Raw genomic sequence first — 14,079 nt, forward strand, 5'->3', positions numbered from 1 at the left:
GCGCAGGGTCATCAACGGAAAGGCTGCTTGGCACATGACATTGGCGTACATCCCCTCACCATCGATATCGCAGTTCACCATCGGACCCGTGACCATTCACATCTACGCCTTGTGCATGCTGGCGGGGATCGTCGCCGCCGTGGCCATCACGTCGAGGAGATGGTCTCGTCATGGCGGTGATTTCGACCAGATACTGGACATAGCGCTATGCGCGGTTCCGGCGGGCATCATAGGCGCACGGATCTACCACATCATCACCACGCCTGAACGATTCTTCGGTCCCGACGGCGATTGGGTCGAGATGTTCCGCATATGGCACGGCGGACTGGGCATCTGGGGTGCGATCCTGCTGGGTGGATTGGCAGCGTGGGGATGGTGCCGGCACAAGCATTATCCTGTGGATCTGCTCGTTGACAGCGTCGCTCCGGCGCTGCTCGTGGCGCAGGCCATAGGCCGTCTGGGGAACTGGTTCAATCAGGAGCTTTACGGCGCCCCCACCACCCTTCCCTGGGGTCTGAAGCTCAACACGGCGGGAACGGCCATCGGATCGGGGGAGAAGTGCTACAGCGGGACGACCTGCCCGACGGGCACGCTGTTCCAGCCCACGTTCCTGTACGAGATGATCTGGAACCTCATCGGCGCCGCGCTGCTTGTCTGGCTGGGACGGCGCGCCGCGGCGTATCTGAAGGCCGGATCGCTTTTTACCGTGTACGTCATGTGGTACACCCTCGGACGCGGATGGATCGAGACGCTCCGGATCGACTATGCCCATGAGTTTCTGGGTGTGCGGATCAACGTCTGGGTGGCGATGATGGTTTTCGTGCTGGGCGCCATAGCCTTCATCGTGGTCCAGCGCATCGGCGCGACGGTGGAGTCGTCGGAGGCGCGGCTGAGGGCCGTCACCGCGACGGAGGTCCGTGACTGATGCCGTCCCCGTACCCGTCGGTCTGTCGCACTTCATAGAATGGGCATCATGACAATTCGAATCGCACCCAGCATACTCTCGGCTGATTTCTGCAATCTTCAGCGCGACCTTGACGCCATCGCCACCGCCGATCTGGTCCACGTCGACGTGATGGACCATCATTTCGTCCCGAACCTCACCCTGGGGGAGCCGATCGTCAAACGCATCTGCGAGGTCACCGATCTTCCGGTCGACGTGCATCTCATGATCGAGGATCCCGACAGATGGGCCCCCGAGTACGCGCGTCTCGGCGCCGCGTCCGTGAGCTTCCACATGGGCGCCGCCCATGCCCCCGTCAGACTTGCCCGTCAACTGCACGATATGGGATGCAAGGCCTGCTTCGCGGTGCGTCCTGCGGAGCCGGTCGAACCGATTTTCGACATCCTCGACGAGTTCGACATGATCCTCGTCATGACGGTTGAGCCCGGTTTCGGCGGTCAGAAGTTCCTGGACAACCAGATGGGCAAGGTCCGCCGGCTTCGTGACGAGATCACGCGACGCGGACTGTCCACCAGCATCCAGGTGGACGGCGGGGTGAGCGCGTCCACGGCGTCCGTCGTGGCTCAGGCGGGGGCGGATGTTCTCGTGGCGGGTTCCGCCGTGTACGGCTCCGGAGATCCCCGGACGGCCATAGCGGACATACGTCGGACCGCGCAGGCGGCGTATCGCGCATGACCGGGACATTGACCACCATACGAAAGGTGACGGAATGAAGACCTTTGAATCGTTGTTCGCGGAGCTGAGCGAGAAGGCGTCTCGGCAGGATCCGGAGTCCCTGACGGTCGGCGAGCTCGCCAAGGGGACCCACTTCATCGGCAAGAAAATCGTCGAGGAGGCGGGGGAGACGTGGATCGCCGCCGAATACGAAGGCGCCGACCGCACGGCCGAGGAGATGAGCCAGCTGATCTATCATCTTCAGGTCATGATGATCGACCGTGGCATCACGATGGAAGACGTCTACAGGAATCTGTAGGCGCAGGGAACAAAGGGAATATGAGCGCGGGCTCAGGTAGGGATGCGAGGAGAGAAGAATGCTGAGAATCGCCGTACCGAACAAGGGCATGCTGTCGGAGCCGGCGTGGTCGATGCTCGGGGAGGCCGGCTACCGTTTGCGCAGCAACCCCCGTCAACTGGTCGTCCATGATGAGGACAACGACGTCGAGCTGTTCTATCTGCGTCCGTTGGACATCGCGGTCTATGTGGGTCGCGGGACCATCGACGTGGGGATCACGGGACGCGATCTTCTGCTGAATTCGGGGACGACCGCACTGGAACAGATGCCGTTGGGGTTCGGAGCGTCGACCTTCCGCTTCGCCGCTCCCGCCGACTCGTCCATCAGCACCATGGAGGATATCGACGGCAAGCGCGTCGCCAGCTCATATGACCGTCTCGTCGACGATTATCTGGCCGCCCATGGCGTCCACGCCGACATCATCCATCTTGACGGGGCGGTGGAGTCGTCGGTGCAGCTCGGCGTCGCCGACCTCATCGCCGATGTGGTGTCCACGGGCACCACTCTGCGCAATGCGGGTCTGCGCGTATTCGGCGATCCCATTCTGCGTTCGGAGGCGATTATGATTCGTTCGCCGCGTCTTGGTTCGGACGACGACCGTCTGGTGATCCTGCAAAGGCGTCTTCAGGGCGTTCTGACCGCCCAGAGGTACGTCATCATGGATTACGACATACCGGTGTCCAAGGTGTCCGAGGCCGTCGCGGTGACACCCGGTTTCGAGAGCCCGACGATTTCGCCGCTGCATGACAAGCAATGGTCCGCGGTCCGCGTGATGGTCCCCAGGGACAGAGTCAACCTGCTGATGGACAGACTGTATGATGTCGGCGCGCGTGGGATCATCGTCACCGCGCTTCAGGCGTCAAGGATCTGATCAGCGCGATGCGTGGTGGAAGCAGCGACAAGGGAAACGGGTATGGCTCGGAGCCCCGGGACATCTATCTGACCATCCCCAATCTCATCAGCATCCTGCGGATCATGTCCATACCCTTCATCGCGGCGCTGATAGCGAAGCATGACATGATTCCGGCGCTGGTCGTGATGGGGATATCCGCCGCATCCGATGGCGTGGATGGGATCATCGCGCGTTCGTTCGACCAGGTCAGCCGCATCGGACAGATTCTCGATCCGGTGGCCGATCGCCTGCTGATATTCTGCAGCATTCTCGCACTCGGCCTCGCGGGGATCATACCGTGGTGGATGCTTCTGGTCGTGGGACTGCGCGATTGCCTGATGGCCGTCGAGATCCTTGTTCTGGCGCAGCATGACTATGGTCCCCTTCCCGTCCATTTCGTGGGGAAAACGGGGACGGCGCTGTTGATGACGTCCATCGTCACGCTTATCGTCGCCGATATGCTGGTCGGCGTCAGCGGTCTGGTGCTGCGGACGATAGCCCTCGCCGTGTTCATCTGGGGGATAGCGCTCTACTGGCTCGCGGGGGTCCTCTACGCCTGGCAGGGCGTCACCCTCATAAAGTGCCGGGGTTGATGTTATGGAACGTGACGGCGGTCCGGAACCCATCAGTCTTCCTGTCGAGCCCGACAGGGCCCTGCTGAGGCGCCGGGCCGTTTTCTCGCGTCAGGCGTGGGGGCTGGGGCCCCACCATGTTTCCGGTCCGGACACGGCGGGTGGCCGTTCCCCGGTTCCCCGGCGCCATGCGCGGGACTCATCTCTGCGGCTTATCGACGATCTGACGAACCGCTCGGTGGATCCGATGTTCGTCGATTCCCTGCTCGCGCCCGCGGCACGCCCACCCCTGACCGTATGGTTGACTCGGACGGTCGTATTCCTCATATGCGTCGGCGTGGGACTGTTCGGCAGCGCCTTCGTGCGTCAGCTGAACACGGATCCGCGAAAGGAGGTCAGAATGAGTCTGGCCGCGGAGCTCGAGCAGCAGACGGACACCCTCAATGGCCTTGACACCGAGGTCTCGCAGCTGAGATCACGCGTGGACAGCCAGTCCAAGAAACTGGGTAGCAACCAGCAGGACGAGACGCTGACCGAGGACGAGCTGGTCAACGGGCTCGTTCCCGTCACGGGGAAGGGCATCACCCTGACCATAGCCAATCCGCTTGCCGCGGCCGATGATGGCGCATCCACGCGAGTAGGAACCTCGCAGCTCAGAGTCGTCACCGACTCGGATCTGCAGACCTTCGTGTCCATCCTGTGGCAGGCCGGAGCCGAGGCGATATCCATCAACGGATACCGGATCGGAGTCCAGACGTCGGTGCGCACCGCCGGGCAGACCATCCTCGTCGGGGTCAACGGGGTGCAGAGTCCCTATAGGATCGAGGCCATCGGCAATCCCTCGACTCTGGCGTCCGCCGTCAGCTCCAGCACGCAGCACGATTTGTATGCGGCTTTTGCGAAGGCCGGCATTACGCCGCATGTGGACAAGTCATCATCGCTTACCATGGACGCTGCGGGCTTCGGTGACGTCACCTTTGCCACGAGGAGGGACTAATGGCCGCTGTACTGGGACTGATCATAGGAATCGTTCTCGGCATATTCGTGCGTCCGGATATCCCCGTCCTTCTGCAGCCGTATCTTCCGATCATGGTCGTCGCCGCGATCGACGCGCTTCTGGGCGCCGGGCGCGCCTATTTCGAACGCAGCTTCTCCGACAAGGTCTTCGTGATCTCCTTCGTCTCCAATGTGATCACGGCGGCGCTGCTGGTTCTCCTCGGAAACCAGCTTGGCGTGGGATCCCAGCTGCAGACGGCCGTGATCGTCGTGCTCGGCATCAGGATCTTCTCCAACGTGTCGGCCCTCCGTCGCTTCATCTTCCACGGGTGACCTGCGATGAAGCATAATCGATCCCAACCGGATGACGTCATACGCGATGAGTCGCGACGCCGCGAGCACGACGCCGAGAACGACAGCACCCAGACCGGTTCGTTCCCCGTCATCAGGCGACGCAGAAGGATCCCGTCGATCGGCGATTCCTCCGTGGGCGGCAGACTTCTGACGAGTCTGCTCATCATGGTGCTCTGTGCCATGCTGGGATTCGGATATGCCATACAGCTCAACAATGAGACCTCGACCTACGAGACGATGAGCGAGGAGGAGCTTACGCGGCTGATCACCGAGACGAGCACCCAGATACAGAATCTGGAGCAGCGTAAAATCGAGCTCAACACCCAGCTCCAATCACTGAAGGCCGCCGTCGACAAGCAGAAGGAGGCCGAGAAGATCGCCAAGCAGAACGAGGAGACGAACGGTATCCTTTCGGGGCGTCTTGCCGCGAAGGGGAAGGGCGTCGTCATCACCATCAAGCAGGGGAGCAAAGCCTCGATCGATGCCGCCACCATGTTCCAGCTGATCGAGGAGCTGCGCAATGCGGGCGCCGAGGTCATGGCCTTCAACAGCGTGAGGATCGTCACCTCGTCCTATGTCGCGGACACGGACGACGGACTGGAGTGCGACGGCATCCTCCTGACGACGCCGTATGTCATACGGGCGATCGGCGATCCGCAGAACCTCCAGAATGCGGTGAGCATAGCCGGGGGAGTGGGATCCCGTCTGGAGGTCAAATTCGGCGCCACGGTCAAGGTGACCTCATCCTCCAGCGTCGTCATCGACGAGATTCGGCAGAGCCGCCAATTCACGTATGCGAAGACTGTAGAATAGTGCGCATGACAGATCCCATTCCTTCAGCTGGTGAAACCACGATAATCGGTATGCCTGCGATAACCATTCCCGTGACGATGACGGGGGACAGGCCGTTGACGGCAGAGGATATTGACACGATATCCCGTCTGGCGCCGGGAACGGGTCTGTTGATCTCGACCCGTGGCGCGGTGTCGGGATCGCGGTATCTTCTGGATCAGGACGAGACCACGGTGGGGCGTGATCCCCATGCCGACATTCTTCTGGATGATTCCACCGTCTCCCGGGCCCACGCGGTGTTCAGACGTGTGGGAGACGCGTTCACAGTCTCCGATTCGGGAAGCCTCAATGGGACCTACGTCAACCGCCATAGGGTCGACGTCCGGGAGCTGCACAATGGTGACGAGATCATGATCGGCAAATTTCGACTCGTTTTCTTCACACAATCGAAACCCGCGCGCTGACGCGTTTTGAAGCGTTAGCCATTATCGTGGATGTGACGGGCCTGTTCCCGATGCCACGGGATTCGTCCGCCGACTCCGCTCACAACACACAGGAAGTTCCATTGATGTCCAAGTCACGCCATGCCACGACGAATCACACGAATCCGGATCTGAGACTGCACATCCCTCTCGACCAACGCGACGATCTGTCAGGAGACGACGCCGTGCAGGGGGAGCTGTTCTCAGGAACCGTTGAGGATGAGAGACCCACGAGGGGATACCGTGGAACCGTGGCGTCCAAGGCCGCCGGCATAACCTACCGCCAGCTCGACTACTGGGCGAGGAAACGCATTCTGGAGCCGTCGATCACTCCGTCGCATGGATCCGGCTCCAGGCGGTTGTACTCCTTCAAGGACGTCGTCATCCTTGCGGTCTCCAAACGGCTTCTGGATGCCGGAATCAACCTTCAGAACGTCACCGCGGCTATCGGTTTCCTATCGCAGAGGACCGTCGATGAGCTGGGACGCATCACCATCATGTGCGACGGGCAGCGCGTCCATGAATGCGTTTCCGGTGGGGATATGGTGGATTTCCTCGGTACCGGGGCCGCCGTCTTCGCCGTGTCGGTGGGGTCGTTGTGGAACCAGATCCGTGTGGCGTTGCAGGATGAGGACTACGTCGATCTGAGTAGCGCCCCTCAGGCGACGGTGGGCGTGGCACCGCGGCCGGTGGACCAGTTGGCCGAGGTCCGCATGCGTCGCGAGCTTGCCGCCCGTCATGCGGCTCGTGAGGCCGCCTGAGGACGGCATCGACCGTATGAGCGTGGTGATGGCTTTTCTGCCGTTGGGATTATGGATATTCGGCTTCACCTCCGGACTTGCCGTCGGCGCGTTCTGCGTCGTCGCGGGTGCCGTTTCGCCGTCCGCTCGTTCGCGGATCAGCGAAGTGCGTCCCGTGCCGTGGGCGATGGTGCTGCTGCATCTCGTCTCGGCGATCGTCTTCGCCTCGTCGTATGCCGTGTATCTTCTTGTCCGTCCGGACCTATCGGCGGACGTTGACGCGTGGTATCGATCGGTCGGACTGGTCTCGGCCTGCGTGGCGGTTGCCGCGGTCGGAATACAACTGGCGCTTCTCTATGTGCATGCGGTTCATGCGATGCATGGTGAGATGGACCGACGCCTGCATCCGAAGGGTACCGATCCTTCACGTCGCCGATGACGTTCACGCCGGCGGTGTCATCGGCGACGTGTGCGGATCGGACGCAGCTGATCGCCGCCGGTCTCAGCCGAGCGTTGCCGAACGCATCGTTGTCGTGCGCAGCGGATGGGACGGGGTGGAATCGGCGACGGGGAGCGCTCGTGATTATCGAATCTGACATAACGTGCATTATCGGCGATTGACTTTGCAAGGAAAGAGGAGCGCGCATCGGACGTTCAGACCGGCGTAACGAATGTCCAATCACGAATGTCCAGGACGGAACGGCGGAGCCCATCCCACCGGAGCCCATATCAGGGAATACACTCACGCCGCGAAATTCATGAGCGGAACATGCGAGCGGAATACGCGAGCTTGGGAAATGCCTACGAAAATGTCTACGTGGAAATGCCTACGATCGGAAATACTCGCTCACGGCCGCAGACAGCTCATTGACCCCGGCGATGATCCGATACGCGCCATGGTCGTGCAGTTCGCCGGACTCCGCATATCCCCATCCGCAGCCCAGGCAATCCAGACCGCAAAGGCGCGCGCCATCGGCGTCCGTCCAACGATCTCCGACCATCAACGCCCTGTCCCCGGAGGCCTTATCGAATGACATCATATCGAAGGCGTAGCTAATGACCCGATCCTTCGTGATGCGCGACGAGTCCCGGCTGGCGCCATATATCCCATCGACGAGACGATCCAGACCGAAATGCTCGCAAATCGGTCTGGCCTGATATTCGGGTTTGCATGTGGCGACGGCAAGAACGAACCCCTGCTCGCGAAGGCGTCGAAGCTGCTCGGGGATTCCGGGATACACGGAGTTGGCCAGACAGCCCGGAACCTTGTGCCCCGGGTGCAGTGGATCCTCGAACACGGCCTCGTCGGAATAGTATCGGCGGTATATGGCGACGGCTTCGTCAAGACGATCCTCGGGGACGTTGTTGCGCCGCATCGACTCGCTGATCGCGGGACCGATGAATCTGCGCATCTCCGCCATGTCGGGGACCGGCACGCCGATCCTCTGCATGGCCTTCCGCGCGCTGGCGATGATTCCAGGGTCGGACTTCGTGAGAGTACCGTCAAGATCCAAAAGGACGATGCGCCGCTGGTGTGTGATCGGAGACAATGCCATGGTTCGTGGTGCTTCCTTGTATTAAGCCGGCCTATGATCAGGTCGGCTATGGGGATATCGTTCCACCGCTTGCTTTTGCCGTATGCGTCGCATTCCATCGAAGGTTTGCGCCGAGGACGGTCTCCTCCTACTCGTAGTCGGGGATCCACCCGTCATGATGCATGGCCAGACGCTTGTCGAGCAGCGCCTTCAGCTCATCCTCGCTGCGTCGTTCCAGAAGCATGTCCCAATGGGTTCTGGTCGGCTTGACGATATCGTCGGCGACCTCATTGGATTCGTCCTCGCGATGCGCCGTCGACCCGCAGCGGCACTCCCACTCGTTGGGAATCTCCGCGCCTTCGGCAAAGGGAAGGATGGTCCGGTGGCCCTTCGGACAAATGAACGACACCTCCGTGCGTGCCGCGAAATCAACGTTGTCGTCGGATTCCAACGACTTGGCCCCGATGCTCATACCGCGCAGGCTGCGCTCCGCCATCTTGTCTGCCTTCCTTGTCGCGGCCGATGCGAAACATGCGAACCATGCATCGCTGCCGCACATACAATACCATTGTCCAAGGTATCGAACACTTCGGACGTCGACGTTCTTCCCATCGTTCTCGCAGGCTGAGAACGATGGGAATGCGGCCATGTCAATCGACGCCGGAATACGCCACCACTCCCCTGTTCACGCGGTCGCGTGCCTGACGGATTATTGCGGGGTCCATGGCGGGGATGAGCCCGGAACCGGAGCCGCACGCCTCGAGCATCTGGCCCAGAAGATCCGACAAGCGCTTCATGGATCTGACGAAATCCCCTCCGGTGATGTCGCTGTGCTCCAGCACCATAGACAGAGGCGCTCCCCCGGTCCAGTCATAGACGATGTCGCATATCGAGAAGTCCACCGGCAGCGACTTATCAAGCCCGTGATCGACGCATAGGGAATCTACTTCTCCCCAGACATCCATAATCCCTTTGCTGGTTCTGGACACGGGGCCGTCGTCGCCGCCCGGAAAACGACGCGGCTCACCGTCACCACTCCGGCGGGGCTCGTAGATCAGGGACGATACCACGGCGGCGAGCTCACGGTACCCCAGTCGATCGAACACGCCACGCGTCATCAACTCGGCTAGCAGAAGATCGCGCTCGCTATAGAGCCGACGCAGCATGTCCCCCTTGGGAGTCAGCCGCAGCGATGCGCGCGCGCCCCTGATCGACCGATGCACGTAGCCCAGGGACTCCAGGACATCGCATATGCTGTCGAATTCGTGGGCGACGGATCCGGTTCGGTTGTCGTACGCCTCGGTGGCCCGATCGAGCTCGCGCGACTCTCGGATCCAGCGGTGCCCCCATACCAGATGCCGATCCAGATCGGGACAGGAACGGCAGGGGTGGTCGTGCTCGCGGCGTTTGAGCGTGGCGATACGTTCGTCCAGACGGCGGAAGGCCTCCGAGCGTTCCGCATCCGTCCGGAACGCCCGGCGTTTGAGGGCGCGTCGGTCGTCCTTCTGCGCCGTGCTGAGATCCCGTCGTATCTCCATATAGTCGCGGAAATCCCCGTGCGAACATGCGAAGGCCTTCTTGTACGATGCGATGGCGTCGCCAAGGCGATTGATGCGGGCCTCCAACGCCTCCGCCGAACGGTTGGCCTCCCACTGGGCAAAACAGTGGTCCAGGGTCGAGCGCGCCGTGGAATAGTCGCTGTAGTTGAGCAGGTTGACCGCCATGTTGAAGGTCGGACGGAAACTCGAATGCAACGGGTAGACGCGCGTGCTCGACAGCGCGGCCATCGTCGAGGGGAGGAAGCGCTCATGGTCGACCACGACCGCATGCCCTATCGAATCGACGCCGCGCCGGCCCGCGCGTCCGGTCAGCTGCGTGAATTCTCCGGGAGTGAGCGCGACATGCCCGGTTCCATCGTATTTCTCGAGCCTCTCGATGACGACGCAGCGGGCGGGCATGTTCACGCCCAGAGCCAAGGTTTCCGTCGCGAACACCATGCGCACGAGGCCCATCTCGAAGAGGCGCTCGACGATCTGGCGGAACAGAGCGATCATTCCCGCATGATGCGGGGCGAATCCCGCCTCCACCGCGAATCTGAAACGGGGGAAGCCAAGAGCCCTGAGATCCTCGTGCGAAAGCTGCCCGTCAACCATGTCGTCGACGATCCGACGGATTCTCTCCGATTCGTCGTCCGTCGTCAGCTTGAGTCCGGCGGAAAGGCACTGCTCCACGGCCTTGTCGCATCCGGTGCGGGAGAAGATGAAGTAGATTCCGGGCAGAAGATCCAGGAAGTCAAGCTCATCGACCACGGCCCAGCGGCGGGGGGTGTGACGATGGACGGTATCGCGTCCTCCGCCATGTGCTCCATGACGGGACCGATCGGATCTGCTCCACGGACGGCGTTCCGTGGCCTGACGGTCAAGTCGTTCCAGCTGACGCGGTAGCCAGGGGTTGAGCTCGTGAGTCTGCTCCCCTCTCGCCGTTCTTTTGTAGAGGTCGATGAGCTCGGGTTCGTGGGCGTCGTCCTGCTGGATGAGGACATGCTGTTCCAGGGGGACGGGACGGTGTTCGGAGACGATGAGTGCCGTGTCACCCCGCACCGAGGATATCCATCCCGAGAAATCCTCGACGTTGGAGACCGTCGCGGACAACGCGACGATGCGTACGGCTGAGGGGAGATGGATGATCACCTCCTCCCAGACGGGGCCGCGGAAACGGTCGGCGAGATAGTGGACCTCGTCGAGGATGACGTACCCCAGAGAGTCCAGTGACGAGGATCGCTCATAGAGCATGTTGCGCAGGACCTCGGTTGTCATGACGACGATTCCGGCATCGGGGTTGACTGCGGTGTCCCCGGTGAGAAGCCCGACCGACTCCTGGCCATACGTATCGACGAGGTCATGGTACTTCTGGTTGCTCAACGCCTTGATCGGCGTCGTGTAGAAGGCCTTCACGCCCCGATGTCGGGCGAGGTACACCGCGAAATCGGCAATGATGGTTTTCCCTGCCCCGGTGGGCGCCGCCACCAGAACGTTGGAACCCGATTCCAGCGCGTCGTTGGCGTTGATCTGGAAATCGTCCAGATCAAAGGGGAATGATTTCGCAAATCGTCCGGATAGCGTGGCGTCGTGACGTTGGCGTCTGATGAATGACCTATATCTTTCGGCAGGCGATGCTGTCATGGTCCTGGTGGGTCCTCTCCCCTACTGGTGTCGTCCATCGCGCGCATCGGACACAGTGGAGGCCTTCCGGGTCGACGCGCGATCCATGGGCATCGGCGCCGAGGAGGGTTCGAAACCGGTGTCCGTGAGGGACTCCGGGATGGATGTGCGGTCCCAGTTCCGCCATATGCGGCGATGCATCATATGGTTCCGAGCACGTCGACGTTCGATGTCGATCCGGGTATCCTCGTATCGGCGTGCCACCTGCGACAAGGGAAGAGCGAAGGATGCGGTATGGCCGGCATCCGTGGCCGCGCCCGGATCGTTCATGGCGTCGACGGCCGATGAGATGGCCGAGACGGTTCCGCCCATCGACCGCAACGCGGACAGCCCGCGGAGGACGGCGTAGACGCATCCGGCGACAAAGATAGCAATCGCGGCGATGATCAGAACCAGCCACATCCACCATGTCATGGTGAATCTCCTTTTCCCGTTCCCTAGTCGACGTCGGATGCCGCGGACGCGTCCTGCTGCCCGACGCTCAGCTCGCGCTGGGCCCGTGCCACGATCATGGTCCGAAGGGTCTGCGGAGCCACCGATACGATATGCCGCGCATGCGAGATGCAGAAGGCCACGAACCAGGAGTCCGAGGACACCGTGAGATGGACCTTCTCCCCCTCCCCATACTTCTCCACCCGGGCTCCGGGCAGGGTCGAGATGAAGGGCAATCCGCCATGGTCCGTGATGAACACCGCCGCGGTTCCGTTGTCGAAGCTCCATTTGCGCAGCTCGCCCACCGGAACGTCGGGGATCTGCAGGCTGGTCGTAGGGGTCACAAGCTCCGCATGCTCGATCCTGGCGATTCGTAGGACCTGCCAGATGCGGGGAAGACCGTTGGCGCGGTTGATGGTCATATCCGTGGAGACGAGGGGGATCTTGTCCTCCGGGGCGGCCTGCGCCACATCGGTCCATACTGCGGCATAATAGACGCCCTCGTCCACGAATATCTTCGCCGGCGCGACGAGCTTGCGCCGCGTGCGGCCGGCTCCATCCGTGTACTCCATGTCCAGAAGGGAGGCCGTGTCGATGGCCTGTTTGACGACGGAGAAGCTGCGTGGCTCAAGCTCATACCCCGTCAGACTCAGCCATGGGGTCTCGCCGGGACGCACGTGCTGCCGCAGGCGCAGATAGAGGGACTCCGCCTGGGAGCGCTGCCTATCGGGAAGAAGCGGGGCATGGGCCAGATAGCTGGCGGATGCGGTCAGCATGCTGAGATACTGCTGGGAGATTCCGGCCAGACGCTCCAACCCCAGAGAATTGGTCGCCGAGACGATTCCCTCGGAATCCAGAAGCGACCAATCGATGTCGAAGAACTGGCTTCCGGCCATCTCGCCGTCGTCGGACACGGTCGTCAGCGTGTTGATGTCCTTGTGTATCGCAGCCACGGCGCGACGAGTCTCCTCGGGCGTTCTGGTCGGACCGATGAAACGCTCGGCGAGCTCCGCCAGAGAGAACTCCTCGCCAAGATGGGCGGAGAGGAAGAGCATCAGACGCAGCCGTCTGTCGACCTCGCTGCCCGTCTGGAAGGCGGCGGCGTTCTTATGGGCGGACGTCTGCTGTTGGGGGGCATCCCCTTCGTCGCCCTGACGGCTGATCGTCGGAGACACCACGGTGTCCCCCTCGTCGCCCTCGCTGGTGTCGGCGAGCGTGATGGTGACCGCGGAGGTGAGACGACGGTGGAAGGCGTCGACGGCTTCCTGCGGGTTGACGATGGAGGCCCCCGGATGCTCGAGGACGAACATGGCCAGATCGTCCGAATCGGCGTAGGCCACGTTGAGATGCTCCCCGTCCACATCCACGGTTGCGGCGAAGCGACGTGAATCGATCACCTTGACCAGAGCGTCGGGAATCGTCTGCGTTCCCAGACCGGGTGCGATGGAATCGAGGCCGAGGCCCGGGGCCGGTGTCTGCGGGACCCGTGGGGTTGTTCGTGAGGACCGTCTCTCCACCGACTCCTGGGATGTGCGCGACGAGATGGACATGGACCGGGCGAGATAGTTCGCCGCAGCGAGGATGGGAAGATCCTCCTGTTCGAAGCGAAGACGCACGCGGGGCTCGTCGCCGAGCTGAAGACGATACGATGCGAAATCTTGTCCTTCGGACTTCGACGAGTACTCCGGCTGACGCGACTCGATGGCGATGCCCATCGCGGCCAGCTTCGCACGATCGCGTTGGAACTGTTTGGCGAAGGCGGCCTTGGCCGCCTGATCGGCCAGTTCCCCATAGGAGTCGGCATAGGCCTTCACGCGCTGGGCGATCTGTCTTGAGGTGAGCCACTGCGGGAAGGCCGATGATAGGACGGCCAGAACATCAAGTTCATGCTTTCCCCATTTGTCGGAAAAACGCCGCCTTCCACTGCTTCCCTCTGCCATTGGTCCTCACGTATCGTTAACGTTTCCTTACATCGCGTTCCTTGTGTGAACGCACTATATTCCATAGTAGAGCTTTTTTTACGCGGCGTCGCGCCATTTCTCCGGCACTGGCGTTTTTCCGGGTGATTTCATATCGTCCAGCGCGTC

The 14,079-nt window shown here is 61.8% G+C and carries 16 protein-coding genes; 11 read left to right on the forward strand and 5 right to left on the reverse strand.

All coding sequences use genetic code 11. The features are described 5' to 3' along the window. Positions 1–34 precede the first annotated feature (34 nt). From lgt to BMIN_RS06320, 11 genes are all read left to right on the forward strand, one after another. Entirely contained in the window at positions 35–925 is an 891-nt protein-coding gene (gene lgt / locus BMIN_RS06270) for a prolipoprotein diacylglyceryl transferase (protein WP_022860631.1), read from the forward strand. A 48-nt stretch (positions 926–973) separates the two neighbouring features. Then, complete coding sequence (gene rpe / locus BMIN_RS06275) at positions 974–1,639, forward strand: ribulose-phosphate 3-epimerase (protein ID WP_026647328.1); 666 nt, start codon at positions 974–976, stop codon at positions 1,637–1,639. A gap of 34 nt (positions 1,640–1,673) precedes the next feature. Continuing rightward, positions 1,674–1,937 (forward strand): phosphoribosyl-ATP diphosphatase, encoded by a 264-nt coding sequence (locus BMIN_RS06280; RefSeq protein WP_022860633.1) that lies wholly within the window; start codon positions 1,674–1,676, stop codon positions 1,935–1,937. A 58-nt stretch (positions 1,938–1,995) separates the two neighbouring features. Next, positions 1,996–2,847, forward strand: a complete 852-nt coding sequence (gene hisG, locus BMIN_RS06285) for an ATP phosphoribosyltransferase (protein WP_022860634.1) — start codon at positions 1,996–1,998, stop codon at positions 2,845–2,847. An 8-nt stretch (positions 2,848–2,855) separates the two neighbouring features. Beyond that, a complete protein-coding gene (locus BMIN_RS06290; protein WP_022860635.1) occupies positions 2,856–3,461 on the forward strand; it encodes a CDP-alcohol phosphatidyltransferase family protein in 606 nt (201 codons plus the stop codon). Between the two features lie 4 nt (positions 3,462–3,465). Continuing rightward, positions 3,466–4,437, forward strand: coding sequence for a DUF881 domain-containing protein (locus BMIN_RS06295; RefSeq protein WP_022860636.1), 972 nt, complete (start codon positions 3,466–3,468; stop codon positions 4,435–4,437). After that, positions 4,437–4,769, forward strand: a complete 333-nt coding sequence (locus BMIN_RS06300; protein WP_022860637.1) for a small basic family protein — start codon at positions 4,437–4,439, stop codon at positions 4,767–4,769. Before BMIN_RS06295 ends, BMIN_RS06300 begins: the two co-directional genes overlap by 1 nt. Positions 4,770–4,775: 6 nt before the next feature. Then, on the forward strand, positions 4,776–5,603 hold the full coding sequence (locus tag BMIN_RS06305) for a DUF881 domain-containing protein (protein ID WP_022860638.1): 828 nt from the start codon (positions 4,776–4,778) through the stop codon (positions 5,601–5,603). Positions 5,604–5,608: 5 nt separating this feature from the next. Beyond that, positions 5,609–6,046: an FHA domain-containing protein gene (locus tag BMIN_RS06310; RefSeq protein WP_026647329.1), complete on the forward strand. Its 438-nt coding sequence runs from the start codon at positions 5,609–5,611 to the stop codon at positions 6,044–6,046. A gap of 104 nt (positions 6,047–6,150) precedes the next feature. Continuing rightward, a complete protein-coding gene (locus tag BMIN_RS06315) occupies positions 6,151–6,825 on the forward strand; it encodes a MerR family transcriptional regulator (protein ID WP_022860640.1) in 675 nt (224 codons plus the stop codon). 16 nt (positions 6,826–6,841) lie between these two features. Further along, positions 6,842–7,243 carry a hypothetical protein gene (locus BMIN_RS06320; protein ID WP_022860641.1) on the forward strand — a complete coding sequence of 134 codons (402 nt, stop codon included), beginning with the start codon at positions 6,842–6,844 and terminating at the stop codon, positions 7,241–7,243. Between the two features lie 388 nt (positions 7,244–7,631). On the opposite strand, the gene BMIN_RS06325 is transcribed toward BMIN_RS06320, so the two are convergent. The 5 genes from BMIN_RS06325 to BMIN_RS06345 form a co-directional block, all read right to left on the reverse strand. Further along, complete coding sequence (locus tag BMIN_RS06325; protein ID WP_022860642.1) at positions 7,632–8,360, reverse strand: HAD hydrolase-like protein; 729 nt, start codon at positions 8,358–8,360, stop codon at positions 7,632–7,634. A gap of 127 nt (positions 8,361–8,487) precedes the next feature. Next, positions 8,488–8,835 carry an RNA polymerase-binding protein RbpA gene (locus BMIN_RS06330; protein ID WP_026647332.1) on the reverse strand — a complete coding sequence of 116 codons (348 nt, stop codon included), beginning with the start codon at positions 8,833–8,835 and terminating at the stop codon, positions 8,488–8,490. Between the two features lie 154 nt (positions 8,836–8,989). Then, on the reverse strand, positions 8,990–11,521 hold the full coding sequence (locus tag BMIN_RS06335) for a DEAD/DEAH box helicase (protein WP_022860644.1): 2,532 nt from the start codon (positions 11,519–11,521) through the stop codon (positions 8,990–8,992). Between the two features lie 21 nt (positions 11,522–11,542). After that, positions 11,543–11,974 carry a hypothetical protein gene (locus tag BMIN_RS06340; protein ID WP_022860645.1) on the reverse strand — a complete coding sequence of 144 codons (432 nt, stop codon included), beginning with the start codon at positions 11,972–11,974 and terminating at the stop codon, positions 11,543–11,545. Positions 11,975–11,997: 23 nt separating this feature from the next. Continuing rightward, positions 11,998–13,932 (reverse strand): helix-turn-helix transcriptional regulator, encoded by a 1,935-nt coding sequence (locus BMIN_RS06345; protein WP_022860646.1) that lies wholly within the window; start codon positions 13,930–13,932, stop codon positions 11,998–12,000. Between the last annotated feature and the right edge of the window lie 147 nt (positions 13,933–14,079).

It is taken from the genome of Bifidobacterium minimum (assembly GCF_000741645.1).
Classification (GTDB): Bacteria; Actinomycetota; Actinomycetes; order Actinomycetales; family Bifidobacteriaceae; genus Bifidobacterium; species Bifidobacterium minimum.

Excerpts from the sequence above, each read along its gene's own strand:
- rpe (WP_026647328.1), top strand. The coding sequence starts at position 974 with ATGACAATTCGAATCGCACCCAGCATACTCTCGGCTGATTTCTGCAAT.
- BMIN_RS06305 (WP_022860638.1), top strand. The coding sequence starts at position 4,776 with ATGAAGCATAATCGATCCCAACCGGATGACGTCATACGCGATGAGTCG.
- BMIN_RS06340 (WP_022860645.1), bottom strand. The coding sequence starts at position 11,974 with ATGACATGGTGGATGTGGCTGGTTCTGATCATCGCCGCGATTGCTATC.
- BMIN_RS06280 (WP_022860633.1), top strand. The coding sequence starts at position 1,674 with ATGAAGACCTTTGAATCGTTGTTCGCGGAGCTGAGCGAGAAGGCGTCT.
- BMIN_RS06290 (WP_022860635.1), top strand. The coding sequence starts at position 2,856 with ATGCGTGGTGGAAGCAGCGACAAGGGAAACGGGTATGGCTCGGAGCCC.
- BMIN_RS06310 (WP_026647329.1), top strand. The coding sequence starts at position 5,609 with ATGACAGATCCCATTCCTTCAGCTGGTGAAACCACGATAATCGGTATG.
- BMIN_RS06330 (WP_026647332.1), bottom strand. The coding sequence starts at position 8,835 with ATGGCGGAGCGCAGCCTGCGCGGTATGAGCATCGGGGCCAAGTCGTTG.
- lgt (WP_022860631.1), top strand. The coding sequence starts at position 35 with ATGACATTGGCGTACATCCCCTCACCATCGATATCGCAGTTCACCATC.
- hisG (WP_022860634.1), top strand. The coding sequence starts at position 1,996 with ATGCTGAGAATCGCCGTACCGAACAAGGGCATGCTGTCGGAGCCGGCG.
- BMIN_RS06300 (WP_022860637.1), top strand. The coding sequence starts at position 4,437 with ATGGCCGCTGTACTGGGACTGATCATAGGAATCGTTCTCGGCATATTC.
- BMIN_RS06320 (WP_022860641.1), top strand. The coding sequence starts at position 6,842 with ATGAGCGTGGTGATGGCTTTTCTGCCGTTGGGATTATGGATATTCGGC.
- BMIN_RS06315 (WP_022860640.1), top strand. The coding sequence starts at position 6,151 with ATGTCCAAGTCACGCCATGCCACGACGAATCACACGAATCCGGATCTG.
- BMIN_RS06335 (WP_022860644.1), bottom strand. The coding sequence starts at position 11,521 with ATGACAGCATCGCCTGCCGAAAGATATAGGTCATTCATCAGACGCCAA.
- BMIN_RS06345 (WP_022860646.1), bottom strand. The coding sequence starts at position 13,932 with ATGGCAGAGGGAAGCAGTGGAAGGCGGCGTTTTTCCGACAAATGGGGA.
- BMIN_RS06325 (WP_022860642.1), bottom strand. The coding sequence starts at position 8,360 with ATGGCATTGTCTCCGATCACACACCAGCGGCGCATCGTCCTTTTGGAT.
- BMIN_RS06295 (WP_022860636.1), top strand. The coding sequence starts at position 3,466 with ATGGAACGTGACGGCGGTCCGGAACCCATCAGTCTTCCTGTCGAGCCC.